Genomic DNA, 26,445 nt, shown 5'->3' with positions numbered 1-26,445 from the left:
GCCCATCCAGCAACGCCCCGTGGACCGGGTCTCCCGGCCACAGGGGTGGCGCCCCTCGGGGGCAGGAGCGACAGCGACTGGGGGGCTAAGGCTTCACGCGGATGACCCGCAGCACCGGCGCCGCACGCCGCAGCGTGCGCAGCACGTCGGCCAAGTGCTGCCGGTCGCGCACGCTCAGCAGCAGCTTCAGCTCGGTCGTGTCGCCGGCGGGTTCTTCGCCCATGTCGATGTGCGTGATGTCGGCCTCGGAGGCGCTGACCGCCGACGCCACCTGCGCCAGCACGCCCTTGCCGTTCTTCAGCAGGATGTTCACCGCCGTCTCGAACGGCCGGGTCGGCTCTTCGGACCACTCCACCGACATCCAGCGCTCGCTGTCGCGCTCGAACAGCCGCTTGCCGATGCCGCAATCGGCTGTGTGCACCACCAGCCCTTCGCCGCGCCCGAGGTAGCCGACGATCGCGTCGCCCGGGATCGGCCGGCAGCACGGCGCCATCTGCACCGAGGCGCCTTCGCCGCCGTCGATCACCACCAGGCCTTGCGTCGGCGTGCTGTCGTCGGCCCCGTAGCGGCCCATCGTCAGCGTCAACGCGTCGGGCTTGACGCCGCGCTCGTGCATCAGCTGCGCGAGCCGCTTGGCGACGATCGAAGCGATCTTGCGGCCGAGGCCAATGTCGATCAGCAGGTCGCCGCGCGTGCGGTTGCCGCTCCAGCGGGTGACCTGTTGCCACAGCGCGTGCGAGGTGCTGTCGTTCGCGTCCAGCTCGGGCAGCGTCAGGCCTTCGGAGCGCAGCGCCTGCGCGAGCAGCTTCTCGCCGAGCTGCTGCGACTCTTCCTGCTCCATGTTCTTGAGGTAGTGGCGGATCTTCGAGCGCGCCCGGCCCGTGCGCACGAAGTTCAGCCAGCCCGGGTTCGGCCGTGCGCCTGGGGCGGTGACGACCTCGACCACGTCGCCGCTGCGCAGTTCGGTGCGCAGTGCGACCGGGTCGCCGTTGACCTTGGCCGCCACGCAGTGGTCGCCGACGTCGGAGTGAATCGCGTAGGCGAAGTCCACCGGCGTGGCGCCGCGCGGCAACGCCATGATCTTGCTCTTGGGCGTGAACACGTAGACCGCATCCGGGAAGAGGTCGATCTTCACGTGTTCGAGAAACTCGCTCGCATCGCGCGTTTCGTCCTGGATGTCCACCAGCGACTGCAGCCACATGGCGCCCAGGCGCTGCGGGTCCTGCACCTCGTTGCCGGCCTTGTACATCCAGTGCGCGGCGATGCCCTTTTCGGCCACCGCATGCATGGGCTCGGTGCGAATCTGAAATTCGACCGCCGTGCCCAGCGGGCTCACCAGCGTTGTGTGCAGCGACTGATACCCATTGGCCTTCGGGATGGCGATGTAGTCCTTGAAGCGGCCTGGCATCGGCTTGTACAGCTGGTGCAGCACGCCCAGCGCCATGTAGCACTCGGTCAGCGTGCTGGTGACGATGCGAAAGCCGAAGATGTCGTTCACCTGCGCGAAGCTCAGGTGCTTCTCGCGCATCTTGTTGTAGATCGAGTAGAGCGTCTTCTCGCGGCCGAAGACCTGCACCTTCTGGCTCGCGTCGGCAAAGGCCTTCTCGACCTCGCGCTGGATGCGGTCGACGATGTCGCGCCGGTAACCCCGCGCGCGCAGCACGGCTTTCGACAACGCCGAATGCCGCCAGGGCTGCAGGTGCTTGAACGACAGCTCCTGCAGCTCGCGGTAGGTCTGGTTCAGGCCCAGGCGGTGCGCGATGGGGGCATAGATTTCGAGCGTCTCGCGGGCGATGCGTGCCCGCTTGTGGCCCGCCATGGCCTCCATCGTGCGCATGTTGTGCAGGCGATCGGCGAGCTTGATGAGGATCACGCGAACATCGCGCGCCATCGCCAGCAGCATCTTGCGGAACGACTCGGCCTGCGACTCCTCGCGGGTCGAGAACTGCAGCTTGTCGAGTTTGGTGAGGCCATCGACCAGGTCGGCGGTCGGCGCGCCGAAGCGCTCGATCAACTCGACCTTGGTGACGCCGCAGTCCTCCATCGCGTCGTGCATCAGCGCGGCCATGATGGCCTGCGCGTCGAGCTTCCAGTCGGCACACAGGCCGGCCACTGCGATGGGGTGGGTGATGTAAGGCTCGCCGCTTGCGCGGAACTGCCCCAGGTGCGCCTCGTCGGCAAAGCGGTACGCGTCGCGCACGCGCTTGATGTCGGCCGGGTCGAGGTAGTCGAGCTTGTGGGTCAGCGCCGCAAAAGAGGCCGCCGCCGCGTCGGTGGCCGAAGGCGAGGGCGAGGGGGCACCACGCCGTCCACCAGGGCCATTCGGTTCTCGCAGCGAGCTCGGTGCGCGGGCATTCATGCGTGGAATTTACTGTGGATCGGTGCAGCCTGCCGTCGCCCCCGTGGCAGGGTCGGGAACGCACCAATGAAAACGGCCCCCGCAGGGGCCGTCGTCAGGGGCGAAGGGAGGGTCAGACCGGAACCTTGCGCAGCATCTCGACACCGATTTCGCCGGCGGCGATTTCGCGCAGGGCGGTCACGCCGGGCTTGTTCTTCGTTTCGATCTTGGGCGCATGGCCTTGGCTCAGCATGCGAGCGCGGTAGGTGGCGGCCAGGACGAGCTGGAAGCGGTTCGGAATCTTGCTCAGGCAATCTTCAACGGTGATGCGGGCCATGGGGTACTCCGAACGGGGTTTAACTGATGTTGAGCGCAGCAAAGACGCCGGGCTTGCTTCTTCTCAGCGCAGCGTACTTGAGGCGCTGCGAGTGGACGACGGCTTTCAGGTCGAAAAGCGCTGTCTCGAAAAGGGCGTTGATGATAACAAAGTCGAAATTCTTGGCCTGGTTCACCTCGATGCGCGCGTTCTTCATGCGCTCGGCGATCACCTCAGGCTTGTCTTCGCCGCGGCGGTTCAGTCGCTGGGCGAGCTCTTCCCAGCTCGGAGGCAGGATGAAGATCAGCACCGCGTTCGGAAACAGCTTCTTGATCTGCAGCGCGCCCTGGTAGTCGATTTCGAGCACCACGTCGTCACCGTCGTGGATGCGCCGTTCAATGGCCTGGCGCGAGGTGCCGTACAGGTTGTCGTGCACCTCGGCCCATTCGACGAAGTCACCCGCGACGATCATGGCGCGGAATGTCGCCTCGTCAACGAAGTGGTACTCGCGTCCGTCCTGCTCCTGCCCGCGGGGTGGTCGCGTGGTGTGCGAAATCGACAAGGTCAGGTGCGAGTCCAGCTCCAGCAGCGCCTTCACCAGGCTCGATTTGCCCGCCCCGCTGGGGGCGGCGACGACGAAGAGATTGCCTGGGTAGTCCATCACTCGAGATTTTGGACTTGCTCGCGCAGTTGTTCGATCAGGACTTTCATTTCCACGGAAATATTCGTCAGTTCCAGCGTGGATGATTTCGAGCCCAGCGTGTTGGCTTCGCGAAGTAACTCTTGAATCAGGAAGTCGAGGCGCTTGCCGACCTCGCCGCCCTTCTTGAGCAGGCGCTCGATTTCTTCGAGGTGGGCGCGCAGCCGGGCCAGCTCCTCGGCCACGTCGATGCGGATGGCATACGCCGCCGCTTCGTTGATCGCGCGCTCTTGCAGGGCTTCTTTCGGGATGGTCTGCGATGCGCCGGTGGTCTCGAGCGCTTCTTGCCAGCGCTCCAGAAACTTCTGCTGCTGCCGTTGCACGACGGCTGGCACCAGCGGCTCGGCCTGGGCGGCGAGTTCGCGCAGCCGCTTGACGCGATCCATCAGCACCGCGACCAGCTTCTCGCCTTCGCGGGCGCGGGCTTCGGTCAGGCCGGCCACGCAGCGCTTGGCGGCGTCGAGCGCGGCCTCGTCGAGGCGTTCGGTGGGGGAGCCCCCCTTGCACCAGTGCAGGATTTCATTCACCGACAGCGGCGCCGCCTTGGGCAGCCAGCTCTGCACGGTGCCCTCGATGCGTGACAGGCGATTGAGCTGGTCGGGCTGTGGTTGCGGCCAAGCCGAATCACCCTCGCGCTGCGCGTTCAGGCGCAGTTCGATCTTGCCGCGTCGGAAGGCCGCGCCGAGCAGGTCGCGCAGGGCCGGTTCGAGCGAGCGCAGCTCGTCGGGCAAGCGGAAGCCCAGGTCGAGGAAGCGGCCATTGACCGAGCGAAGCTCGACCGTGACGCTGGCGCCGGAACGCGATGTCGAGGCCTCGGCGGGGCCTGTGGTTTCTGACGCAGACACGCCCGTGGAGGTGGCGCTTGCGTAACCGGTCATGCTGTAGACTGGCATTCAACTATCGCATTGCAAAATTCGATTATGTCAAAGCCCAAACCCGCTCCTCTGCCATCCGGCACGGTGGTGGGCGGCTACCAGGTCATCAAGAAGCTGGCAGCCGGCGGTTTTGGTGTGGTGTACCTCGCTGAGGACGCCGATCGGCACCTGGTGGCCGTCAAAGAATACCTGCCCTCATCGCTCGCCGAACGTGCGCCGGGCGAACTGACGCCGCGCGTCAAGCCCGAGAAGCAGCCGCTCTACCGCCTGGGCCTCAAGAGCTTCTTCGAAGAAGGTCGTTCGCTCGCGCAGATCAGTCATCCGAGCGTGGTCTCGGTGCTGAACTTCTTCCGCGAGAACGAAACCGTCTACATGGTGATGAACTACCTGCAGGGCGACACCCTGCAGGACTTCATCGTCACCGCGCGCGACCTGAAGCGCGACAAGGTCTTCCGCGAATCGACGATCCGCTCGCTGTTCGATGAAATCCTGCGCGGCTTGCGCATCGTGCACCAGCACAAGATGCTGCACTTGGACATCAAGCCGGCGAACATCTTCATCACGAACGAGAACAAGGCGGTGCTGCTCGACTTCGGCGCCGCACGCGAAGTGCTGAGCAAAGAGGGCAACTTCATCCGCCCGATGTACACGCCCGGCTTCGCTGCGCCCGAGATGTACCGCCGCGACGGCACGCTGGGCCCGTGGACCGACATCTACGCCATCGGCGCGTGCATCTACGCGTGCATGCAGGGCTACCCGCCGAACGACGCCCCGCAGCGCATCGAGAAAGACCGCCTGGCGCTGAGCCTGTCGCGGCTGCGCAATGTGTACTCGGACAACCTGATCGAAGTGACGGAGTGGTGCATGTCGCTCGATCCGCTGTCGCGGCCCCAGAGCGTTTTTGCGCTGCAAAAAGAACTGGCGCGCGAGACCGAACGGCGCTATACCAAGCTCAGCTTCAGCGAGCGCTTGAAGCTGCAGCTCGAAAACCTGACCACCGGCGCCAAGGGTTAATCAACGAACATGCGATTCACGGTCTATCAGGTCAGCCGCAAGGGCGGCCGCGAAAAGAACGAAGACCGCATGGGCTATTGCTACACGCGTGACTCGGGTTTGTTCGCGCTCGCCGACGGCATGGGCGGGCACCCCGAGGGCGAAGTGGCGTCCCAACTGGCGTTGCAGACGCTGGCGGCGATGTTCCAGCGCGATGCCAAGCCCACGCTCAAGGAGCCGATGCGCTTCCTGCACGAGTCGATCATCGCGGGGCACCACCAGTTGCTGCGCTACGCGACGCAAAAGTCGCTGATCGACACGCCGCGCACCACGGTCGTTGCCTGCGTCTTGCAGGGCAACTCGGCCTACTGGGCGCACTGCGGCGATTCGCGGCTGTACCTCGTGCGGGGTGACAAGCTGGTGGCGCGCACGCGCGACCACTCGTACTCCGAGCTGCAAGAAACCATGAGCCACGTCGTGCCCATGGGCGAGCGTTTCAACCGCAACGTGCTCTTCACCTGCCTGGGCAGCCCGGGCAAGCCGGTGGTCGATACCGTCGGCCCCCTGCTGCTGCAAAGCGGTGACCGCCTGTTGCTGTGCTCCGACGGGCTCTGGAGCACTGTCAGCGACGCGATCATCACCGAGCAGCTCGCCAAGAACACCATTGCCGACGCCGTGCCCGAGCTGGTCGAACAGGCGCTGCGCAACGGCGGCCCCAAGAGCGACAACGTCACCGTGCTCGCGATGGAATGGGAGTCGGCCGAAGACAGCGACAGCAGCGCCGGCATCTCGACCGAATCGCTGGGCGAAGAGGTGTTCGCCTCGACGATCCAGGCCAGCGTGATGGGGCAAGACCCGCCTGACGAGCTGGACGAAGCCGAGATCGAGCGTTCGATCCGCGAGATCAACGAGGCCATCCGCCGCTCGTCGCAGCAGAAGAAGTCGTAGGCCGCCGCGCCCCGAACCCCGACGCCTTGCTCCGGCAAGGCGTTTTGCTTTTTGAGCTTTCTCTCTTCAGACACGACCACCATGAGCTTCCAACGCACCCAGGCCCGCGCGCACGATGCGCTGCGCCCCGTCACCATCACCCGCCACTACACCAAGCACGCCGAGGGCTCGGTGTTGATCGCCTTTGGCGACACCAAGGTGCTGTGCACCGCCTCGGTCGAAGAGAAGGTGCCGGGCCACAAGAAGGGCAGCGGCGAAGGCTGGTTGACCGCCGAGTACGGCATGCTGCCGCGCGCCACGCACACGCGCGGCGACCGCGAGGCCGCGCGCGGCAAGCAGAGCGGGCGCACGCAAGAGATCCAGCGCCTGATCGGCCGCTCGCTGCGCTGCGTGTTCGACCTGAAGGCACTGGGTGAGCGCACGATTCACCTCGACTGCGACGTGATCCAGGCCGACGGCGGCACGCGCACGGCGGCCATCACCGGTGCCTACGTGGCGGCGCACGACGCGGTGACGTGGCTGATGCACCAGGGCAAGCTGGCGGCCTCGCCGATCCGCGACGCGGTGGCCGCCATCTCGGTCGGCATCGTGCAGGGCGTGCCCTTGCTCGACCTCGAATACATCGAAGACTCGGCCTGCGACACCGACATGAACGTCGTCATGACCGGCAGCGGCGGATTCGTCGAAGTGCAGGGCACGGGCGAAGGCGCGGCTTTCTCGCGCGACGAGATGAATGCGCTGCTGGCGCTGGCCGACAAGGGCATCGGCGAACTCATCGCCGCGCAGCGCCACGCCCTCGGCCAGTGAGGCGGTCATGACGATGCGTCTGGTGCTCGCCTCGAACAACGCGAAGAAGCTCAAGGAGCTGCAAGCGCTGTTCGCGCCACTCGGCGTCGAACTGGTGACGCAGGGCTCGCTCGGCATTCCCGAGGCGGAAGAGCCCTTCGTCACCTTCGTCGAGAACGCGCTGGCCAAGGCACGCCATGCCGCTGCACACGCGCGAGGCGCGGCGATTGCCGACGACTCGGGCCTGTGCGTCGATGCACTCGGCGGCGCGCCGGGCGTCAAGTCGGCGCGCTACGCGGGCCTCTTCGGCCGGCCCGCGAGCGATGCCGAGAACAACGCGGTGCTGCTTGAGAACATGTCCGATGTCACCGACCGCCGGGCGCGTTTCGTGAGCGCCCTGGTTGCGGTGCGTTCGGCCGATGACCCCGAGCCCCTGATCGCCTTCGGCCGTTGGGAAGGCGAGGTGCTGAGCGCAGCGCGCGGTGAGGGCGGCTTCGGCTATGACCCGCTGATGTTGATCCCGGCGCTGAACCAGTCGGTGGCCGAACTGAGTGCCGAGGCGAAGAATCAGCACAGCCACCGCGCCATCGCGGCACAACAGATGCTGGCGCTGATGCGCGAGGTGTGGCGGCTGTGAACATGCGTGCCCGAAGCTGCTGCATGAGTTCAAGCGCGTGGGCGCGCCAATCGCTCGGTGAGGGCGCGCGGTGATCCCGATCCAACCCGCGGAGGGCATGGGCGAGAGCCAGGACGATGTCGTTGCGCGCTACATGCGCCCCGGCACGCTGTCGCTGGGCGCCCTGCCGCCGTTGTCGCTGTACGTGCACCTTCCGTGGTGCCTGAAGAAGTGCCCGTACTGCGACTTCAACTCGCACGAGATGACAGCCCCTCGATCGGCGGGTACGCCGATCGATCCCCCGGGGGGATCCGGGCCGGCTTGGGAGCGGCCCGGCGCTCGGCCCGGGCCCGCCGTTCTGCCCGAGGCGCGCTACCTCGAGGCCTTGCGCGCCGACCTCGAATCGGCGCTGCCGCTGATCTGGGGCCGACGCATCCACAGCGTGTTCATCGGCGGGGGCACGCCGAGCCTGTTTGCGCCGGCGAGCATCGACCAGCTCATCACCGACATCCGCGCGCGTGTGCCGCTGGAGCCCGGCTGCGAGATCACGCTCGAAGCCAACCCGGGCACCTTCGAGCGCGACCGTTTCAAGGGCTTCCGGCAGGCCGGGGTGACGCGCCTGTCGATCGGCGTGCAGAGCTTCGACGACGACAAGCTGCGCGCACTCGGCCGCGTACACGACGCGGCCCAGGCCAGAGCCGCCATCGACGAGGCGCGGCAGGCCTTCGACACCTTCAACATCGACCTGATGTACGCGCTGCCGGGGCAGACGCTCGCGCAATTCGAGGCCGACCTGTCCACGGCCTTGTCGTTCGAGCCGCCGCACCTGTCGATCTACCACCTGACCATCGAGCCGAACACGCTGTTCGCCAAGCACCCACCCTCGGTGCCCGACGAAGACAGCGCCTTCGACATGCTCGACCTGATCGCCGATCGCACCGCGCAGCACGGGCTCGACCGCTACGAGGTCTCGGCCTTCGCCCGCGCGGGGCACCGCTGCCAGCACAACCTCAACTACTGGCAGTTCGGTGACTACCTCGGCATCGGGGCCGGCGCGCACGGCAAGCTGAGCTTTCCGCATCGCGTGGTGCGGCAGATCCGCTACCGCGACCCGGCGAAGTACATGGAGCAAGCCTTGCGCGGCCAACCCGTGGCGCAAGACGAAGAGGTCGCGCGTGCGCAGCTGCCCTTCGAGTTCATGCTCAACGCGCTGCGGCTGCGCGAGGGCTTCGAGCTGACGCGCTTCAGCGAACGTACCGGCCTGCCGCTCACCGCCATTGCCCAGGCCTTGAACGAGGCGGAGGCCAAGGGCTGGATCACGCGCGATTTCGCCCGGGTCGAGCCCACGGACCGGGGCTTCGACTTCCTGAACGACCTGCAGGGCTTGTTTTTGGCCTGAGGCGCGGGGCGGGGCTTCGATACCTCAGCCCGAACGGGAGGGGTGCTCAGGCAGCAGGTTCAACGCAAGGGTGCAAAAACGCGATGTGTTCTTTTCCCTTGCGCCCTTTGCGTTCTTTGCGCCTTCGCGTTGAGAAGCGCGCGGCAAGCCTCAATCGGCGATTCGCGCGGACGCATCGACGGGCCAGCACGGCCCGACGCATCAGACCCGGTTCGTGGACAGGCCCGTGGTCGAGCGCAGCCGCTCGATGAGCTTGGGGGCGATCTGGTTCAGCGGCAGCACCTCGTGCGCGGCGCCGGCGTTGATGGCTTCGCGCGGCATGCCGAACACCACGCAGGTGGCTTCGTCTTGCACGAAGTTGTAGCTGCCGGCGTCGCGCAGTTCTTTCATGGCCTTGGCGCCGTCGGCGCCCATGCCGGTGAGCATGATGCCCAGCGCGTTGGGGCCGACCACGCGGGCGGCGCTCTTGAACAGCACCTCGACGGATGGTTTGTGGCGGTTCACCGGCTCGCCGTCTTGCACGCGGGCGATGTAGTTTGCGCCGCTGCGCTCGACGCTCAGGTGAAAGCCGCCGGGGGCGATGTAGGCGTGGCCGGGCAGCACCCGTTCACCGTCTTGTGCCTCTTTCACGCGGATGCGGCACAACCCGTCGAGCCGCGCTGCGTAGCTCTTGGTGAAGCCGGGCGGCATGTGCTGGGTGATGACGACTGCCGGCGAGTCGGGTGGCAGGTTCATCAGCACCTCTTTGGTGGCCTCGGTGCCGCCGGTCGAGGCGCCGATGAAGATGATCTTCTCGGTGGACAGCCGGCCGATGGACGCGGGCGGTGTCGGCGGGCGCTCGCCCTGCACACCGGGAGCGGCCGGCGCGGCCACGTGCAGCTTGCGCACGTGGGCCTTCGAGGCCACGCGCACCTTGTCGGTGATGTCTTGCGCGAGCAGGCGCAGGCCGTCGGCCACGCCGATCTTGGGCTTGGCGACGAAATCGACCGCGCCGAGTTCGAGCGCGCGCAGCGTCACGTCGGCACCGCGCTCGGTCAGCGTCGAGACCATCACCACCGGCATCGGCCGCAGGCGCATCAGCTTCGAGAGGAAGTCGATGCCGTCCATGCGCGGCATTTCGACGTCGAGCGTGATGACGTCGGGGTTGAGGTTGCGGATCATCTCGCGCGCCACCAGCGGGTCGGCGGCGGCGCCGATGCATTCCATGTCGGGTTGGCGATTGATGATCTCGGTGAGCAGGCTGCGCACCAGGGCCGAATCGTCCACCACCACCACGCGTGTCTTTGCCATCGTCGTGTGCCTTCCTGTCTTGTCGCGTCGAAGGGGCTGGCCGCTCAGAACAGATCGACCGAGCCGCCGCCGGTGGCGGTGGGCACGGCCTTCTGCGCCGCGGCGCGCTCTTGGGCGACCAGTGCTTCGGTGTTCGTGGGTGCGAGGCGTTTGACCATGGCCTTGCCGCTGCCGGGCAGGAAGCACACCTTGCGGGCGTAGATGTCGAGCACGTCCTTCGAGACGATGGGGATGCGCTCGGTCTTCAGGTAGTCCATCACGAAGGTGGTGTTGCGCTCGCCGACGTTCATCGTCGTCATGCCGCTCACGACCTGGCCGCCCCCGAAGATCTTGGCTTCCATGGTCATGCGGCTGGCGCCGCGTTTCATCATCTCGTTGATGAGCAGTTCCATCGCGTACGAGCCGTAGCGGCCCGAGTCGCCGACGCCGTCGGGCAGCATGAAGTGGTTCATGCCGCCGACCTTGGCCACGCGGTCGTAGATGCACGCGGCGATGCACGAGCCCAGCGTGGTCATGATGAGCATGTCTTCGTTGTGCACGAAGTACTCGCCGGGCAGGATCTTCACCGCGTCGTTCTTGAAGTGCGCGTCGTAGAAGAAAAACGAGGCTTCGCCCGGTTTGCGCGACTGCGCCTTCAGGCGGTCCAGGCGCGAGCCGGCGGGCGGGGCGAGTGAGGGGGATGCGACGGCCATGGTGCTCCGATATCGGCGAGGTGTTGCTTTGCCTTGAATCTGGCGGGGGGCCGGCTCAGACGCGTTCGTAGATGGTCTTGCCGCGCAGGCGGAACAAGTCCTTCGAATCGGTGAAGTTCTCGGAATGGCCGACGAACAGCAGCCCGCGGGGCTTCATCACGGCGTGGATCTTCTCCAGCACGCGGCGCTGCGTCTCGTTGTCGAAATAGATCATCACGTTGCGGCAGAACACCACGTCGAAGGGCTCGCCCAGCGACCAGCGTGCGTCCATCAGGTTGTGCGAGCGGAACTCGATCAGCTTGGCCACCTCGGGCTTGACGCGGATGGAGCCGCTGTTGTCGCCCTTGCCGCGCAGGAAATGCGCGCGCAGGCGTTCGGGCGACAGGCCGCGTGCGTCGGCCGCGTAGACGCCGCGGCTGGCGGTGGCGAGCACCTTGGTGTCGATGTCGCTGGCGACGATCTTGGCCGACGGGTTGCTGCCCATCGCCTCGATCACCGTCATGGCGATGGAGTAGGGCTCTTCGCCGGTCGATGCGGCGTTGCACCAGATGCGCAGGGGCCCGGCCTGGCGCGCCTTCAGTTCGGCCAGCAGCGCGACGAAATGGTGGTCTTCGCGAAAGAAGGACGTGAGGTTGGTCGTGAGGCAGTTCACGAACTCTTGCCACTCCGCGTCGCCCGCGGGGCCCGAGCTGCTTTCCAGCCACTGCAGGTAGTCGGCGAACGAGCGCTTGCCAGTCTCGCGCAGCCGGCGCGACAGGCGGCTGTACACCATCGCCTGCTTGCCTTCGTGCAGGCTGATGCCCGCGCGTTGGTAGATCAGTTGGCGCACACGTTGGAAGTCGCCGCCCGAAAGGTGGAACTCCGCGTCGGTGGTGACGGCTCTTTGCAGGGCCAGCAGTTCAGCGGGGGAGGCAGCGGCGCTCATCAGGTCTCCAGGCGGTGGGGGCGTGCGCAAACCGGCGCGCGGACGTCCATCCGGTTTATCGGTTGTCAGTCTGGCCGGCTTGAGGCTTTGGCAAAGGTCAAGATGGCGTGCAAAGTCACGCCACTTCGACCCTCTTGGCGGTGGGGCCACCGCTAGACTCGCCGCAGCTTTCCATCCCACCCGTGCAGAACCAGCCGTCGCCCCCCAGCCCCGCCCAGTCACTCAAGCTGGACGCGGCCCTGCAGTTGCTGGAACAGGCGGGCCGCCATTTGCCCGCTTTCGAGCATGGCACCACCGTCTGGCTGCAGGCCGTGATCGACGGCTTGTGCGAGCTGTCCAGCCGCGACCCGCTCACCGGGCTGTCGAACCGCCGCCAGTTCGAGCTGGCGCTGGCCAGCGAGATCGACCGTGTGGCGCGCGCCGGCGAACCGGCCCTGCTGCTGATGGCCGACATCGACCGTTTCAAGCTCGTGAACGACACCCACGGCCACGGCGCTGGTGACCAGGTGATCCGCACCGTGGCCACGGCGCTGATGGACTGCGTGCGCCCGATGGACACCGTGGCCCGCTTCGGCGGCGAAGAGTTCGCGATCATCCTGCCCAACTGCCCGCCGGCCTTCGGCCAGGCCGTGGCCGAGCGCATCCGCCGCAAGGTCGAGAACCTTGTCATTTCGATCAACCCCCACGAAACGCTGACGGTCACCATGAGCCTGGGCGGCGCCTTCGCCCCGCAGTGGGTGCGTTCGTCGGCCACCTTGTGGATCGAGCGCGCCGACCAGCAGCTCTACGCCGCCAAGCAAGGCGGCCGCAACCTCGCCCACCTGGAGCAGCCGCCGGTGTCGCTGGTCACAGCCGAAGAGAAAAGCATGCTGTTCGGCACTTCGCAGTTTCAGGACCTGGAGCCATGAGCACCACGCCGACTCCCAACGAGACGGGGCGCCGCGCACGCATCCTCGCCGTCACCAGCGGCAAGGGCGGCGTGGGCAAGACCTTCCTGTCGGCCAACCTCGCGGCCGCCCTGGCACGCCGCGGTGAACGCGTGCTGGTGCTCGACGCCGACCTGGGCCTGGCCAACCTCGACGTGGTGCTGAACCTGTACCCCAAGATCACGCTGCACGACGTGTTCACCGGCAAGGCCGGGCTCGAAGAGGCCATCCTGCCGGCGCCGGGCGGCTTCTCGGTGCTGCTGGCCGGGTCGGGCATGGTCGAGTACTCGCGGCTCACGCCCGAGGTGCGCGACCAGTTGCTCAAGGTGATCGAGACCGTCGCGCCGCGCTTCGACCGCATCCTGCTCGACACGGGCGCCGGCATCTCCGATGTGGTGCTGTACACCATCTCGCTGGCCGACGAGGTGCTGGTCGTCGCCACCCCCGAACCCACGTCGATGACCGATGCCTACGCCACCATCAAGGTGCTGGCCACGCAGCAAAAGCGCCGTGCGCTGAACCTGGTGGTGAACCAGGTCTCGCGGGCCGGCGAGGGCCGTACCATCCGCGCGCAGCTGCAGCTGGTGGTCGATCGTTTCGTGACGCCCACATTGCCAGACGCGAATGAGGCGGTGAAGCTCGACCTGCTGGGCGAGATCCCGACCGACGTGTCGGTGCGCGAGGCCGTGCAACGGCGTCAGTTGCTGCTCGAAACCCTGCCGGGCTGCGCCGCCGCCCAGGCCGTGAATGCAGTCGCCACCAAACTGATGTCTCCGTGAGCACGAACCCCGAATCCACCTCGCCAACCGACGACACGACCGAATCGACCCCCTCACCCCGCACCGTGTTCGAGTGGATCGGCGGTGAGTCGGCGGTGCGTGCGCTGGTCGATCGCTTCTACGACCTGATGGAGCTGGAGCCGGCCTACGCCGGCATCCGCCAGATGCACCCGCCCGCGCTCGACGGCTCGCGCGACAAGCTGTTCTGGTTCTTGTGCGGCTGGACCGGCGGCCCGCAGCATTTCGTCGAACGCTTCGGCCACCCGCGGCTGCGGGCCCGGCACCTGCCGTTCCCGATCGGCATCTCGGAGCGCGACCAGTGGATGGGCTGCATGCAGCAGGCCATGGTCGACCTGGGCATGGACACGACGCTGCGCGAGCGCTTGTACGAATCTTTCCTCGGCACGGCCGACTGGATGCGCAACAAGGGCATCTGACCGCCCGCTCGGCTTCAGGCCGTCGTCAGGCGTCGTCGCCGAGGTAGGCCCGCAGGCTTGCCACCGCACGCGCGTGCAGGCGCGCAAACTCATCGAGCAAGGCAGACCAGCGGCCGGTGTCACCGGCCTCGATGGCCACGTGCAGCTCGCGGGCGCGCGCCGACAGGCGCTCGGCACCCAGCGTGCCGGCGGTAGACACGACGTTGTGCGCGATGAGCGCGGCGTGTTCGAGGTCGCCTGCGTCGAGCGCGGTGCGAATGGCCTGGGCGTCGGTGCCTGGCGTGCCCAGGAAGCGCCGCGCGATCTTGCGGTACAGCTCGTTGCGGCCCATGCAGCGCTGCAGCCCCACGGCAAAGATCACGTCGTGGCCCAGCGTTTCGTCGCCGGCGGGCACCTGGGTCTCGAAGTCACCCGACCCGCGTGCCTGCCCGTCGGGCGTCAGGTCGTTCGGCGCCGCGGGTGGCGTCACCCATTTGGCGAGCTTGGCAAACAGTTCGGCCGGCTCGAAGGGCTTGCTGACGTAGTCGTTCATGCCGGCGGCGATGCACTGCTCGCGGTCGCGCACCATGGCGTGTGCGGTCATCGCGATGACGGGCAGGGCGGTGTGGCGCACGTCGCGGCGCAGGTTGGCGGTGGCCTGCAGGCCGTCCATCACCGGCATCTGCACGTCCATCAGCACCACATCGAACGACTCGCGGCGCAGCACTTCGAGCGCCTCGCGGCCGTTGTTGGCCACCGTGACGGCCATGTGGGCCACATCGCGCAGCAGTTCGCCGGCGACGATCTGGTTGAACTCGTTGTCTTCGACCAGCAGCACGCGCCGCCCGGCCAGCACGGCGGGCGCGTCGTCGGGCAAGGCCGTGGTGGACGCGGCCGGCATCCCGTCGCCCACCCCGAGCTGCGTGTCGAAATAGAACACGCTGCCGTGCCCCAGCCGGCTGGTGACGCCGATCTCGCCGCCCATGAGGCCGACCAGCCGGCGGCAGATGGCCAGGCCCAGGCCGGTGCCGCCAAAGCGACGCGTGGTCGAGGCATCGACCTGGTTGAAGGGCTGGAAGAGCTGTGCGATCTGCGCATCGCTCATGCCCAGGCCGGTGTCGCGCATCGAGAAGCGCAGCCGCACCCTGGTGCCCTCGTGCTGCACGCATTCGACCTTCAGCGCCACCTCGCCGTGCTCGGTGAACTTCACCGCATTTGCGCCCAGGTTGATGAGCACCTGTTCGAGCCGCAGCGAATCCCCGATCAGCACCGCGGGCACGTCGGCCGCGACCTCGGTCGTGAGCCGCAGGCCCTTGTCTTGCGCGCGCTGGCCGATGACGCTGTTGAGCTTGTCCAGCACCGACTGCAGCGTGAACGCGCGCCGTTCGAGTTCGAGCTTGCCGGCCTCGATCTTCGAGAAGTCGAGGATGTCGTCGATGATGCCCAGCAGCGAGTCGGCCGCCGTGCGCGCTCGCGCCAGGTAGCCGCGCTGCCGGGTCGTCAGCGGGGTGCGCAGCGCGAGGTCCGTCATGCCGAGGATGGCGTTCATCGGCGTGCGGATCTCGTGGCTCATGTTGGCCAGAAACTCGGCCTTGGCACGGTTGGCCGCATCGGCCGCCTCTTTCGCCTCGGCCAACTGCTGGGTGCGCTCGGCTACGCGCGATTCGAGGCGATTGTTCGAATCGGCGAGCCCACGCGTCTGCGCGAGCAGCGCCACCCGCATCGCCTCTTGCGCCTGGGTGAGCGCCTCGACTTCGCTCCATGGCGAGCGCACCTCGATCGGCCGGTCGAGCTGCAGCCGGCCGAAACGCGCGCTCTCTTCGGCCAGCCGCTCCAGCGGGTCGGTGAAGCGGCGCGACAGGCGGATCGCCCCCAGCGAAGCGATCAGCAGGATGGCAGCGACCAGCGCCACGATGGCGGCCGTCTGCGGCGCGGCGTTCTCGACGAAGTCGGCCTGGGGGGCGAGGGTGGCGATCCAGAAGTTGCGCGTGCCGAAGCGCACCGGGGTGAAGCTGCCGACCCAGCGGGCACCCTCGACGCTGAAGCGCAGCGTGCTGTCCGGCTGGGCGCCGCGCGACTTCCACAGGCGGTAGGCCTCGGAGAGGGCCTCGACGCCGATGGCCTCGACCGGCTTGAGCACCGCCGCGCGGATGGCGTGGTCGTCGTCGAAGCGCGGGTCGCGTGGCACGCCGATCACCTGGGCATCGCCGGTGAAGATGGCCACATGCCCGTTCTTGCCGACCACGAGGTCGCGGGTGATGCGCGACAGGTCGAGCAGCTTGATGTCGGTGGCCATCGCGTGCCTGAGGCCCTGCGCATCGCGCCAATGCACCACGGCCGACAGGCCCGGTTCCTGGCTGGAGCGGAACATGTACGGCTCGGTCCAGAAGATGTCCTCGGGGTTCGCCAGGGCCATGCCGCCCTCGAACCACGGCCGGCGGCGCGCGTCGTACTGGAAAGGGGTGACCTCGTCCTTCTCGACCCCGCGTTCGTGGCTCCAGGTGATGAAGCGCGCCCGGCGCCCCATCACGTCAGGGTGGGTCAGGCGGTTGAGAAAGCGGCCGTCGGCCAGACGCAGCAAGAGCATCTCGCGGCCTTTTTCGTTGGCCACGACCATCGACGAGACCTGCGGCCCGCGTTCGAGCAAGGGCGAGGCCAGCTTGTTGAAGGCATCGAGCTGGTCGAGGTCGACCATGCCGTGCTGGGCCCATTCGCGGTTGAGGTGGGCGATGGCTTCGAGCCGCTTCACCAGCGTGCGCAAATGGCCATCGACCTGTTCGGTGACGATGCGCAACTGCGCGGTGGCCAGGTCGTCGGACAACGGGGCATACACGAAAGCCCACAGGCTCGCCACGAAGGCCAGCAGAGATACCAGCACCAGCACAAATGCGGCGCGAACCATGCCTACTCGCAGTGGCACGGTCATCCTCGGCGTGCTTACACTCATCGCGTGTCTACGCCCCCCGACTCTTCTGTGTCCCCGTCTTACTCTACTGCCGAAGTTGCGCGACGGCTCGGGGTTTCAGTGCCAACGGTGCAGCGCTGGGTCGATTCAGGGCACCTCAAGGCCTGGAAGACGCTGGGTGGCCACCGCCGCATCGATGGGCACAGCCTCGACCAGTTGCTGGCAGCCAAGCAGCTGCCCCCGGTCGCCGTGCCCGGCGGCACCTTGCGCACGGTGCTGGTGGTCGAGGACAACCCCTCCGACCGCGACCTGCTGGCCGCTCTGATCGAAGACGTGTTGCCCGAAGCGCAGGTCAGTTTCGCCGAGAACGGCTTTCAGGCGCTGCTCGCCATCGGCAAGCGCGCTCCCGACTTGCTGATCACCGACCTCGTGATGCCGCACATGAGCGGCATCGAGATGCTGCGTGAACTGGCGCTGCGCACCGAGGGCCGGCCGGGCGCCATCCTGGCGGTCTCGAGCTTCGAGCCCTCGCAGGTCGAGCGACTGGGCTCCTTGCCCTCTGACGTGGACTTGCTGCGCAAGCCGTTGGACCCGGTGCTCTTCGCTCGCGCGGTGCGTGCCTTGAGCGACGAGCCCCGCTCGGCGTCCTGAGACCCGCGCGGCGCCTTGCCGCCTGGTGGTGACGTTTGGTCACATCTCGCTCTGGCCTGGTGCGAAAAGCGACGTGATTTTTGACTCGCTGTGAAACAGCTTGGCTTCTTGCCGATGTTTCTTTTGATCATTTTCAAGTTCTGAGATCCAGACTCCGATATCGCGACGTGCGGCTCATGCGGTCGCGTCACTTCATCGAAGGCACGAGGAACGATCCATGAACAACATCAGCATCCGCGCACGGCTGTTTCTACTGGTGGGCGCACTCATCACGCTGTGCGCCAGCGTGGCGGCCTTGGGCCTGGTCCGCCAGCACGACAGCAACCAGGTGCTGGAGTCGCTCTACAAAGACCGCATCCAGCCGCTCGGCCAGCTCAAGGTGGTGGCCGATGCCTACTTCATCGGCACGGTGGACACCGGCCACAAGCTGCGCTCGGGCGCCATGACGGGCGAGGCGGCGGTCAAGGCCCTCGGCGAGTGGCGCACCCGGGCGGCCGCGTCCTGGAAGGCCTACACCGGCACCCTTCTGATCGACCGCGAGAAAGAGCTCATCGCCAAGGCCGAGCCCCTGTTCGTGAAGGCCGACGCGGCCGGGCGAGCGCTCGAAGGCCTAGCGCGCAGCGGTGACAAGGCGGCGCTCGACCAGTTCGTGATGCAGCAGATGTACCCTGCCATCGACCCCGTGGCCGAGGTGCTGGACGCCCTAGCCGCCGTGCAATACGAGGTCGCCGAGGCGGAGCATCACGCCGCCCACGAGGCCTACGAGACGCAGCTCGTGCGCAGCAGCGTGGCGCTGGTGCTGGTGATCGGTCTCTCGGCCTGGCTGGCCTGGCTGCTGATCCGCTCGATCACCCGCGGCATCGCCGAAGCGGTGCAGGTCGCCGACACCGTGGCCTCGGGCAACCTCTCGACGCGCATCGAGGTGACGCGCCGCGACGAGGCCGGTCAGTTGCTCGAAGCGATGCGCCGCATGAACGGCAACCTGGTGGACATCGTCGGCCGGGTGCGCAACGCCGCCGACTCGATCGCTACCGGCTCGTCGCAGATCGCCACCGGCAACGCCGACCTCAGCCAGCGCACCGAAGAACAGGCGTCGAGCCTGCAACAGACGGCGGCGTCGATGGAGCAGCTCACCGCCACCGTGAAGCAGAACGCCGAGACCGCGCGCGAGGCCACACGCCTGGCCAGCGGCGCCTCGGCCGTGGCCGCGCAAGGCGGTGAAGTCGTGGGCCGCGTGGTCGAGACCATGCAGAACATCGCCGCCTCGTCGAACCGCATCGTGGACATCATCGGTGTGATCGACGGCATTGCCTTCCAGACCAACATCCTCGCGCTGAACGCGGCGGTCGAAGCGGCCCGCGCCGGCGAACAAGGCCGGGGGTTTGCTGTCGTGGCGAGTGAGGTGCGCAGCCTCGCGCAACGCTCGGCGCAGGCCGCCAAAGAGATCAAGGCCCTGATCGGCGAGAGCGTCGAGAAGGTTGATGCCGGCACGCGCCTGGTGGCCGATGCCGGTCACACCATGGGCGAGATCGTGTCGCAGGTGAAGCGCGTGAGCGACCTCATCCAGGAAATCGGCCACGCGAGCGACGAGCAGAGCAGCGGCATCGGCCAGATCGGCGATGCGGTCGGCCAGCTCGACCTGGTGACGCAGCAGAACGCGGCGTTGGTGGAGGAGTCCGCCGCTGCCGCCGAAAGCCTCAAGCAGCAGGCCGCGGGGCTGGCGCAAACGGTGTCGGTATTTCGCCTGAGCGCGACCTGATTCGGCTCAGCCGACCACGCGGCCGTTGGGCAGGCACACGCGCAGGTTGGCCGGGTCGCGGCTGAACGAAGGCAGCTGGCCATACCAGCGCTGAAACGCGCGCGTGAAATGCGGCGAGTCGGCAAAACCGGCTTCGTGCGCCAGGTCGGTGAGCGAGCGCCGCGAGAAGAGCATTTCCATGGCCTTGCGGTGCTTGCGGCCGGTTTGGTAGTCGCGGTACGACATGCCCAGCGCTTGCTGGAAGAGCTTGCTCATCCAGCGCACCGACACGTCCAGCTGCTCGGCCAGCGAAGCCAGCGTGCTGTCGGGATTGCCGCGCAGGATGTCGATCACCTGCTGCACCTGAGTCGCGTTGCTGAACGACCGCGGTGGCAGCAGCTGTGCGGCGCGCGCGAGCACGGCGTCGAACTCTGCGCGGGCGGCGTCAAAGCCGGTGGTGCCGGCATGCAGGGCGGTGAGCAGTTCGTCCCAGTCGGCGAAAGCCTCTCGGTCGATGGCCAGCGCGCCGGGGGCCGGCAGGTTGACGAAGTGCGGGTACAGCGGGTGCAGCGGAAAGACGTGAAAGTCCACCAGCCCGCCGTGGGGCGAGAACAGCTGGCGCTCGACCATCGGGCCCACCACCATCGCACGCGCGCGCACCTGTTCACCGGTGCGCAACACCACCTCGAAGGGCTCGGGCTTGACGCCCAGCATCACCACGGCGGCATGGCGTTCGGTGAAGCCCGCCTCTCGCCGGTCCGTCGTGTAGACGAAGCCTTCGAGGTCGAGCACGTATGCGTTGTCTCTCATGGAACAGGGCCGGTGCGGGGGCAAACGCCAACCGGCAGCGGGTCGGATCGCAGCTGATCGCAAACCCTAATCACCCGTGGAGAAAAAAGGAAGGCTCCCGCAGGACGCGGGAGCCTTGAATGAGCCAAAAGCCCAGAAGACAAAGGGTGGATCAGCTGCGGGCAGGCGTTGGGCCGCCCGCAGAGGGGACGCCGAAGCGTCGGTCGATCAGTTGCAGCGGGCGGTCTTGAAGTCCGAGAAGCCGAAGGCGTTCGGGTTGCTGCAGGCGAAGCTCGTGTAGCGGGTGTCGCCGTCCATGAAGCGCTTCATCCAGGCCACGCCCTTCAGGCCGATGGTGGCGTTGGGGCTGTTCACGCAGAAGTGATCGCCCAGGGTCTTTTCGAGCAGTTGCTTCGGGTTGCGCGTCATGCTGCTGTAGAACGGGTTCGAGTGCGAGATGACCGGGGCCACGATGTCGCTCTGGCACGAGAAGATCAGCACAGGCGTGGTGATGCGCGAGAAGCTCGACGTGACATTCCACGGGGCTTGCGGTGCCGCCGCCTTGATCGAGGGACGGTTCTCGACCGAGATCAGCGAGCCGCCGCCGCCCATCGACCAGCCCATCACGCCGGTGCGCGAGCCGTCGATCTTGCCGTACAGCGGGCTGCTGCTGCTGTTGCCGAGCGCGACCACTTGGTCGAGCGCGCGCAGCTGTTGCTGCGAACGGCTGGGCGGCTGGTCCACGGTGGTGATGGTGTCGATGGTGACGACCACGAAGCCGTGCGAGGCGAGGCGGGGGCCCCACCACTCGATGCTGCTCTGGTACGACACGAAGCCCGGCACGATCGAGATCACGCCGACTTTGGCGCCTGCGTTGGTCGGGTAGTAGATCGTGCCGCCGCCGTGGCCGTTGGCGCTCAGGCGGGTGGTGCTCACCGAGAACGGGCCGCGGCTGGCTTCCAGCGACGACTTGGTCGGGTTCGGGCCGATCTGTACGGCCGATGCAGTGGCGGCGGCGGCGAAGGTCGCCACGGCGAGAGCCGCCTTCAGCAGCAGTTGCTTGCTCATGTCATCTGTCTCCAGTGTGTGAATGGACGGCTGGGCACCCTGTGCGGGGCCTCGGGCCGGCTGACGGTGTGTTTTTCGAAGTCAGCGACGAGATGTTGGGACGCGCGTGCGCAAAGCGCATCGGCGCATGTCCCTTGCAAAACCGTTCTAGCGTTTGTTTTGAATTTGTGCTAATCCGAAAGCAAGATCGCGCACGTCTGGCGGAGCGAGGAACCTCGCGGCCGCTCAGCCGCGTAGCCGCTCAACCCAGGCGGGCGCGGTGCCGCGCGATCTGCCGGCGCACCTGCGCCGGGGCCGTGCCGCCGAGCACATTGCGCGCGTTCAGCGAGCCACGCAGCGTCAGCACCTCGAACACGTCCTGCGTGATCGACGCGTTGAAGCCTTGCAGCGTTTCGAGCGGCAGTTCGCTCAGGTCCTTGCCCTGGGCGATGGCGGTCTTCACCGCGTGGGCGACGGCCTCGTGCGCGTCGCGGAAGGGCAGGCCCTTCTTCACCAGGTAGTCGGCGAGGTCGGTGGCGGTGGCGTAGCCGCGCAGCGCGGCGCGCTCCATTGCCTCGGCCTTGACGGTGATGCCGCCGACCATCTCGGCCATGATGCGCAGTGTGTCGCGCAGCGTATCCACGGTGTCGAACAAGGGCTCCTTGTCTTCCTGGTTGTCCTTGTTGTAGGTCAGGGGCTGGCCCTTCATCAGCGTGATGAGGCCCATCAGGTGGCCGACCACGCGGCCGCTCTTGCCGCGTGCCAGCTCGGCCACGTCGGGGTTGCGCTTCTGCGGCATGATCGACGAGCCGGTGCAATACCGGTCGGCCAGGTCGATGAAGCTGAAGTTCTGGCTCATCCACAGCACGATCTCTTCGGCCAGGCGCGAGACGTGCACCATGCTGATCGACGCGAAGGCGCTGAATTCGAGCGCGAAGTCACGGTCGCTCACGGCGTCGAGGCTGTTCTGGCACACGCCGTCGAAGCCCAGGGTCTTGGCGACGCGCTCGCGGTCGAGCGGGTAGCTGGTGCCGGCCAGCGCGGCGGCGCCCAGGGGCAGCACGTTGACGCGCTTGCGCACGTCGGCCAGGCGCTCGGCGTCGCGGGCAAACATCTCGACGTACGCCAGCAGGTGGTGCGCGAAGCTGACCGGCTGCGCGACCTGCATGTGCGTGAAGCCGGGCAGGATGGTCTCGACGTTCTTCTCGGCCACATCGACCAGCGACTTCTGCATGTCGGCCAGCAGCGCGGCGATGCCGTCGATCTCGTCGCGCAGCCACAGGCGCACGTCGGTCGCGACCTGGTCGTTGCGCGAGCGGCCGGTGTGCAGGCGCTTGCCGGCGTCGCCCACCAGCTGCGTGAGGCGGGCCTCGATGTTGAGGTGCACGTCCTCCAGATCGAGCTTCCACTCGAACGCGCCCGATTCGATCTCTTGCGTGATCTGCGCCATGCCGCGCTGGATGTCGGCGAGGTCGCTCGCGCCGATCACGCCCTGTGCAGCCAGCATGTCGGCGTGCGCCAGCGAGCCCGCGATGTCGGCCTTCCACATGCGCTTGTCGAAGAACACGCTGGAGGTGTAGCGCTTCACCAAATCGCTCATCGGCTCAGAGAAGAGCGCAGACCAGGCTTGGGATTTCTTGTCGAGTTGGTTGGCGGACATGGCGTGGGTCAAAGGATGCGAGGGCCGTGAGAGGCGGCCCCGCGAGGGCCTGTGGATTCGGGAAACCGAGGGGGTGTAACGCTTGGTAGCGCCGGGTGTGCGTGTGGTCGTCAGGGCGACAATGCGACCCACCGCCGAGGCGCAAACAAGCGCCAGATTCTATTCGGCCCCCCTCTCCGTCATGGCTGACCCCCGCTCGCAAGACAGCGCATCTGCATCGTCCGCCAGCGGCCCCGCCACGCTGGGGCCGGCTCCCACACGACCCAGCGAGTTCAGCAGCCACGGCAGCCTGTTCGGTGCCACCGGCTTCGGCCTGGGCAACGACGCCGCCCGGCGCGACACCACCGCCGGCTCGGCCTTCGATGTGTGCCACGTCGGTGTGGTGTTGCGCGCGGTGCTGTTCGTGCATGGCGCGGTGGCGGTTGGCGCGATGTTCGGCGCGATGAACCTGCAAGATTGGCTGGTGCGCATCGCGGTGTCGTCGAGCCTGGCCTTGCCGGCGGTGCTGCTGTGGCTGGTCGTCGTGTGCAGCCTGCGTCGATCGCTGGCTGCGGTGGTGCCCCTGGCGCAATGGGCTGCCGCCCTCGTGCTCGGCGCGGCGTGTGGTGCTTTCGCGTGGGCCCTGCAGGCCTTCGGTGGCTTGTCGCTGCTCGTTGAGGTGCCGGGCACTGCGTTGGTGGCTGCGGGCGCGGCCATGTCGGCGGCGCTGTTCTACTGGCTCAGCCTGCGCGCACGCGCCCGGCTGCCGGCCGACACCACGGCGCGGCTGGCCGAGTTGCAGTCGCGCATCCGCCCGCATTTCCTGTTCAACACGCTCAACACGGCGATCACGTTGGCGCGTCTGGACCCGGCGCGCACTGAAGGCCTGCTCGAAGACCTGGCCGAGTTGTTTCGCGTGGCGCTCAGCGAAAGCGGCGAGTCGGTGAGCCTGGCCGACGAGGTGGCGCTGGCGCAGCGCTACCTGGCCATTGAGCAGATCCGCTTCGGCGATCGACTGCAAACGAGCTGGGAGCTCGACGACGACGCCGGCACTGCCCGCGTGCCACCGCTGCTGCTGCAGCCGCTGGTCGAAAACGCCGTGCGCCATGGCGTCGAGCCCTCGCCCGAGGGCGGCGTGATCCGCATCCGCACCCGCGTCAAGCGCGCGCATGCGGTCATCAGCATTGCCAACTCCGTGCCCAAGACGCCCTCGCGCCCGGGCAACGGCATCGCGCTGCGCAACGTGCGCGAGCGCTTGAAGCTCATGCACGACGTCGCCGCGCAGTTCGAAGTCCGCCAGGAACGCGACGTGTTCCGGGTGCAGATCGTGGTGCCGCTGTCATGAGTGTTTCGCTGACCTCGTTGCGGGCCGAGCGCCGGGCCGCCCCCAAGCCGGCCCGCATCCCCGCGGGGGATCGACCGATGCACGCATCGGGCGAGGGGCTGTCATCACCACGGGCCGAGCGCCGGGCCGCTCCCAAGCCGGCCCGCATCCCCTCGGGGGATCGACCGATGCACGCATCGGGCGAGGGGCTGTCATCACAGCGGGCCGAGCGCCGGGCCGCCCCCAAGCCGGCCCGCATCCCCTCGGGGGATCGACCGATGTACCCGTCGGGCGAGGGGCTGTCATGACCCTTCGCGTGCTCATCGTCGATGACGAAGCGCTGGCCCGCATGCGCCTGCAGCAACTCGTGGCCGAGTGTCCGGCTCCTCACGCGCAGGTGGTGGGCGAGGCGGCCAACGCGCAGCAGGCGCTCGACTGGCTGGCCGGCCACGAATGCGACCTGCTGCTGCTCGACATCCACATGCCGGGGGCGGATGGCACCCAGCTGGCCGCGCAACTGCGCCAGCGGCCGCGCCGCCCGGCCATCGTCTTCGTCACGGCGCATGCCGAACACGCGCTCACCGCCTTCGAACTCGACGCGGTGGACTACCTCACCAAGCCCGTGCGACGTGAGCGCCTGCAGGCCGCGCTGCAGCGCGTGGCCGAACGCTTGCCTCGCCCAGGCCCCGCGAGCGGCGACGAGCCGGTGATCGTCGTCAGCGACCTCGGTCGCAAGGTGCGTGTGCCGGTGTCCGAGGTGCTGTATCTCAAGGCTGAGTTGAAGTACGTGACGCTGCGCACCGCTGCGCACACCTACGTCCTCGACGATGCACTCACCGACCTGGCGCAGCGCCTGGGCGACCGCTTCCTGCGCATCCACCGCAATGCGCTGGTCGCGCGGCACGCCCTGCGTTCGCTCGAGCGCCGAGTGCTGCCCGCGGGCGATGGCGACGACGAAGCTTCCGAGGGCTGGGTGGTGCGTGTGGCACCGGTCGATGAATGGCTGGTGGTGTCGCGCCGGCAGGTCGCGGCGGTGAAAGAAGCCATCGCCGAAGGCAGCCTATGACCGATCCCGACCTGCGCCCCGACGATGCACGCAGCATGCGCTGGCCGCTGGCCGCTGGCGTGGCGGTGCTGGCCGCCTTGGTGGCCTTCTTCTTCTCGCAGGTGCGCGGTGAGTGGGCGCGTGTGGACACGGCCGCGCCCGCACCCCGCAGCGCGGCGTTGGCGCCAGTGACCGTCCAGGCGGCCTCGGCCCCCGCGTCGCAGCCGGTGGGGCCGCACGAGGCCTGGTGCGCCAAAGGTTTCGACGGCCCCGAGGGCGGGAAGCGCCTGCGCGAGGCCCTGCACCGTCCGATGGACGAAGCCCTGCAAGCGGCCCGGCACCTGCTGGCCGCGGGTAGCCTGCCGCGCTTCCGGGCCTTTGGCCACTACGCCGCATGGGTGCAGGCCGAGGCCGAACGCCGTTTGCGCGCGGGCCGCACACCTGGTTGCGCGAGCGACGACAACTGCCTCGTCAAAGAACGCATGGCGGCCGGCATGGCCCGCGAAGAACTGGCGCGGCTGGCCGCCCCGGCCAACGACCCCATTGTTTATGCGCTGGCGATGGAAGCCTGCGACGCGATGGGGCCGCAGGCGACCGAACGCGGCAGCTGCCAGCTCATCACCGCCGAGCAATGGGCCCGTGTGGACCCGGGCAACGCGATGCCCTGGGTCGCCGTGTCGGCGCACGCCCAGTTGCGCGACGACCCCGAAGCGGTGCGCGATGCGCTCTACCGCGTGGCCGCCTCGCGGCGTGCGGACGCTTATGCCGGGGCCCTCAGCCGCGCGCTGGTCGCTCACGCGCCGCGCGACGTGCGACACAGTTCGCACTCCGCCTGGGCGGCCACGCTGGCCGGCCTGGAGTCGGCCCGCCGCCCGCCCCCCATCAGCGCGCTCGACCTTCACTGTTCGGTGACGGCGGTGGCCGATGCGAACCGCCGACAGGTCTGTGAGCAGATCGCGCAGGTCTTTCACGAACGCTCTGACCGCCTCGTGATGCGCCAATTCGGCCTCGAACTGGGGCGCCGCGTCGGCTGGCCCGCTGAGCGGGTGGCGGCGAGCGAGCAGCGCTTCGACGCGATGCAGCAGTTGCTCAAGACCGAGGTGCCCGAGCTCGAGCGCCTGAGTTGTGCCGGCGCCCAATCGCTCGACCGCTTCGTGCGTCGCCAAGCCGCCGTCGGCGAGATGGCCGCCTTGGACGAACTGCTCGTGGCCTCGCCGCTGGGTGAAGCCGCGCTGGCCGAGCGGCACCGCGCCGAAAGCGCCCCGAAAGAGATCGGGGCTGCCGCAGCGCGTTGATCCGGCTGTGTGA

24 protein-coding genes are annotated in these 26,445 nt (G+C 67.7%); 13 read left to right on the top strand and 11 right to left on the bottom strand.

The window, feature by feature from the left end:
• Positions 1-85 precede the first annotated feature (85 nt).
• The 4 genes from AC1KAT_RS03720 to AC1KAT_RS03705 all read right to left on the bottom strand — a co-directional run bounded on the left by AC1KAT_RS03720 (position 86) and on the right by AC1KAT_RS03705 (position 4,247).
• On the bottom strand, positions 86-2,359 hold the full coding sequence (locus AC1KAT_RS03720) for a RelA/SpoT family protein (protein ID WP_480322905.1): 2,274 nt from the start codon (positions 2,357-2,359) through the stop codon (positions 86-88).
• 112 nt (positions 2,360-2,471) lie between these two features.
• Entirely contained in the window at positions 2,472-2,675 is a 204-nt protein-coding gene (gene rpoZ, locus AC1KAT_RS03715; RefSeq protein ID WP_480322903.1) for a DNA-directed RNA polymerase subunit omega, read from the bottom strand.
• A 19-nt stretch (positions 2,676-2,694) separates the two neighbouring features.
• Positions 2,695-3,315, bottom strand: coding sequence for a guanylate kinase (gene gmk / locus AC1KAT_RS03710; RefSeq protein ID WP_480322901.1), 621 nt, complete (start codon positions 3,313-3,315; stop codon positions 2,695-2,697).
• Complete coding sequence (locus tag AC1KAT_RS03705; RefSeq protein WP_480322899.1) at positions 3,315-4,247, bottom strand: YicC/YloC family endoribonuclease; 933 nt, start codon at positions 4,245-4,247, stop codon at positions 3,315-3,317. Before AC1KAT_RS03705 ends, gmk begins: the two co-directional genes overlap by 1 nt.
• Before the next feature lie 27 nt (positions 4,248-4,274).
• On the opposite strand from AC1KAT_RS03705, the gene AC1KAT_RS03700 reads away from it, so the two are divergent.
• The 5 genes from AC1KAT_RS03700 (at position 4,275) to hemW (ending at position 8,971) form a co-directional block, all read left to right on the top strand.
• Positions 4,275-5,243: a serine/threonine protein kinase gene (locus AC1KAT_RS03700; protein WP_480322897.1), complete on the top strand. Its 969-nt coding sequence runs from the start codon at positions 4,275-4,277 to the stop codon at positions 5,241-5,243.
• A gap of 9 nt (positions 5,244-5,252) precedes the next feature.
• Positions 5,253-6,170 carry a PP2C family protein-serine/threonine phosphatase gene (locus AC1KAT_RS03695; RefSeq protein WP_480322895.1) on the top strand — a complete coding sequence of 306 codons (918 nt, stop codon included), beginning with the start codon at positions 5,253-5,255 and terminating at the stop codon, positions 6,168-6,170.
• An 81-nt stretch (positions 6,171-6,251) separates the two neighbouring features.
• Positions 6,252-6,977 (top strand): ribonuclease PH, encoded by a 726-nt coding sequence (rph, locus tag AC1KAT_RS03690; protein WP_480322893.1) that lies wholly within the window; start codon positions 6,252-6,254, stop codon positions 6,975-6,977.
• A gap of 13 nt (positions 6,978-6,990) precedes the next feature.
• Positions 6,991-7,593, top strand: a complete 603-nt coding sequence (gene rdgB, locus AC1KAT_RS03685; RefSeq protein WP_480324297.1) for an RdgB/HAM1 family non-canonical purine NTP pyrophosphatase — start codon at positions 6,991-6,993, stop codon at positions 7,591-7,593.
• Positions 7,594-7,663: 70 nt separating this feature from the next.
• Positions 7,664-8,971, top strand: coding sequence for a radical SAM family heme chaperone HemW (hemW, locus tag AC1KAT_RS03680; RefSeq protein WP_480322891.1), 1,308 nt, complete (start codon positions 7,664-7,666; stop codon positions 8,969-8,971).
• 201 nt (positions 8,972-9,172) lie between these two features.
• Here the strand turns inward: hemW and AC1KAT_RS03675 are convergent, their stop codons facing one another.
• From AC1KAT_RS03675 to AC1KAT_RS03665, 3 genes are read right to left on the bottom strand one after another with little or no spacing between them, the layout of a single operon-like run.
• Positions 9,173-10,261 carry a protein-glutamate methylesterase/protein-glutamine glutaminase gene (locus AC1KAT_RS03675; RefSeq protein WP_480322889.1) on the bottom strand — a complete coding sequence of 363 codons (1,089 nt, stop codon included), beginning with the start codon at positions 10,259-10,261 and terminating at the stop codon, positions 9,173-9,175.
• Between the two features lie 44 nt (positions 10,262-10,305).
• Positions 10,306-10,953: a chemoreceptor glutamine deamidase CheD gene (gene cheD / locus AC1KAT_RS03670; protein WP_480322887.1), complete on the bottom strand. Its 648-nt coding sequence runs from the start codon at positions 10,951-10,953 to the stop codon at positions 10,306-10,308.
• Between the two features lie 55 nt (positions 10,954-11,008).
• A complete protein-coding gene (locus AC1KAT_RS03665) occupies positions 11,009-11,878 on the bottom strand; it encodes a CheR family methyltransferase (RefSeq protein ID WP_480322885.1) in 870 nt (289 codons plus the stop codon).
• Between the two features lie 182 nt (positions 11,879-12,060).
• On the opposite strand from AC1KAT_RS03665, the gene AC1KAT_RS03660 reads away from it, so the two are divergent.
• The 3 genes from AC1KAT_RS03660 to AC1KAT_RS03650 are packed head-to-tail and all read left to right on the top strand — an operon-like array spanning position 12,061 to position 14,020.
• Entirely contained in the window at positions 12,061-12,786 is a 726-nt protein-coding gene (locus tag AC1KAT_RS03660) for a GGDEF domain-containing protein (protein WP_480322883.1), read from the top strand.
• Positions 12,783-13,583, top strand: a complete 801-nt coding sequence (locus AC1KAT_RS03655; RefSeq protein ID WP_480322881.1) for a MinD/ParA family protein — start codon at positions 12,783-12,785, stop codon at positions 13,581-13,583. The genes AC1KAT_RS03660 and AC1KAT_RS03655 overlap by 4 nt, the downstream gene beginning before the upstream one ends.
• Positions 13,580-14,020, top strand: a complete 441-nt coding sequence (locus AC1KAT_RS03650; protein WP_480322879.1) for a group II truncated hemoglobin — start codon at positions 13,580-13,582, stop codon at positions 14,018-14,020. The genes AC1KAT_RS03655 and AC1KAT_RS03650 overlap by 4 nt, the downstream gene beginning before the upstream one ends.
• 25 nt (positions 14,021-14,045) lie before the next feature.
• Here AC1KAT_RS03650 and AC1KAT_RS03645 read toward each other — a convergent pair whose 3' ends face one another.
• A complete protein-coding gene (locus AC1KAT_RS03645; RefSeq protein ID WP_480322877.1) occupies positions 14,046-16,919 on the bottom strand; it encodes a response regulator in 2,874 nt (957 codons plus the stop codon).
• A gap of 30 nt (positions 16,920-16,949) precedes the next feature.
• On the opposite strand from AC1KAT_RS03645, the gene AC1KAT_RS03640 reads away from it, so the two are divergent.
• A complete protein-coding gene (locus AC1KAT_RS03640) occupies positions 16,950-17,555 on the top strand; it encodes a helix-turn-helix domain-containing protein (RefSeq protein WP_480322875.1) in 606 nt (201 codons plus the stop codon).
• Between the two features lie 217 nt (positions 17,556-17,772).
• Positions 17,773-19,314: a methyl-accepting chemotaxis protein gene (locus AC1KAT_RS03635; protein WP_480322873.1), complete on the top strand. Its 1,542-nt coding sequence runs from the start codon at positions 17,773-17,775 to the stop codon at positions 19,312-19,314.
• 6 nt (positions 19,315-19,320) lie between these two features.
• Here the strand turns inward: AC1KAT_RS03635 and AC1KAT_RS03630 are convergent, their stop codons facing one another.
• The 3 genes from AC1KAT_RS03630 to argH form a co-directional block, all read right to left on the bottom strand.
• Positions 19,321-20,103, bottom strand: coding sequence for a helix-turn-helix transcriptional regulator (locus tag AC1KAT_RS03630; protein WP_480322871.1), 783 nt, complete (start codon positions 20,101-20,103; stop codon positions 19,321-19,323).
• Between the two features lie 207 nt (positions 20,104-20,310).
• Positions 20,311-21,150 (bottom strand): poly(ethylene terephthalate) hydrolase family protein, encoded by an 840-nt coding sequence (locus AC1KAT_RS03625; RefSeq protein ID WP_480322869.1) that lies wholly within the window; start codon positions 21,148-21,150, stop codon positions 20,311-20,313.
• 241 nt (positions 21,151-21,391) lie between these two features.
• Complete coding sequence (argH, locus tag AC1KAT_RS03620; RefSeq protein ID WP_480322867.1) at positions 21,392-22,789, bottom strand: argininosuccinate lyase; 1,398 nt, start codon at positions 22,787-22,789, stop codon at positions 21,392-21,394.
• A gap of 181 nt (positions 22,790-22,970) precedes the next feature.
• Between argH and AC1KAT_RS03615 the strand changes: the two genes are divergently transcribed.
• From AC1KAT_RS03615 to AC1KAT_RS03605, 3 genes are all read left to right on the top strand, one after another.
• Positions 22,971-24,113, top strand: coding sequence for a sensor histidine kinase (locus AC1KAT_RS03615; protein ID WP_480322865.1), 1,143 nt, complete (start codon positions 22,971-22,973; stop codon positions 24,111-24,113).
• 283 nt (positions 24,114-24,396) lie between these two features.
• Positions 24,397-25,158 carry a LytR/AlgR family response regulator transcription factor gene (locus AC1KAT_RS03610; RefSeq protein WP_480322863.1) on the top strand — a complete coding sequence of 254 codons (762 nt, stop codon included), beginning with the start codon at positions 24,397-24,399 and terminating at the stop codon, positions 25,156-25,158.
• Complete coding sequence (locus tag AC1KAT_RS03605) at positions 25,155-26,432, top strand: hypothetical protein (RefSeq protein ID WP_480322861.1); 1,278 nt, start codon at positions 25,155-25,157, stop codon at positions 26,430-26,432. Before AC1KAT_RS03610 ends, AC1KAT_RS03605 begins: the two co-directional genes overlap by 4 nt.
• The last annotated feature ends 13 nt before the right edge of the window (positions 26,433-26,445 follow it).

Source organism: Piscinibacter sp. PDB5-1 (assembly GCF_056676035.1).
The sequence above is the reverse complement of the archived record's forward strand: the minus strand, read 5'-3'. Positions and strand labels throughout refer to the sequence as shown.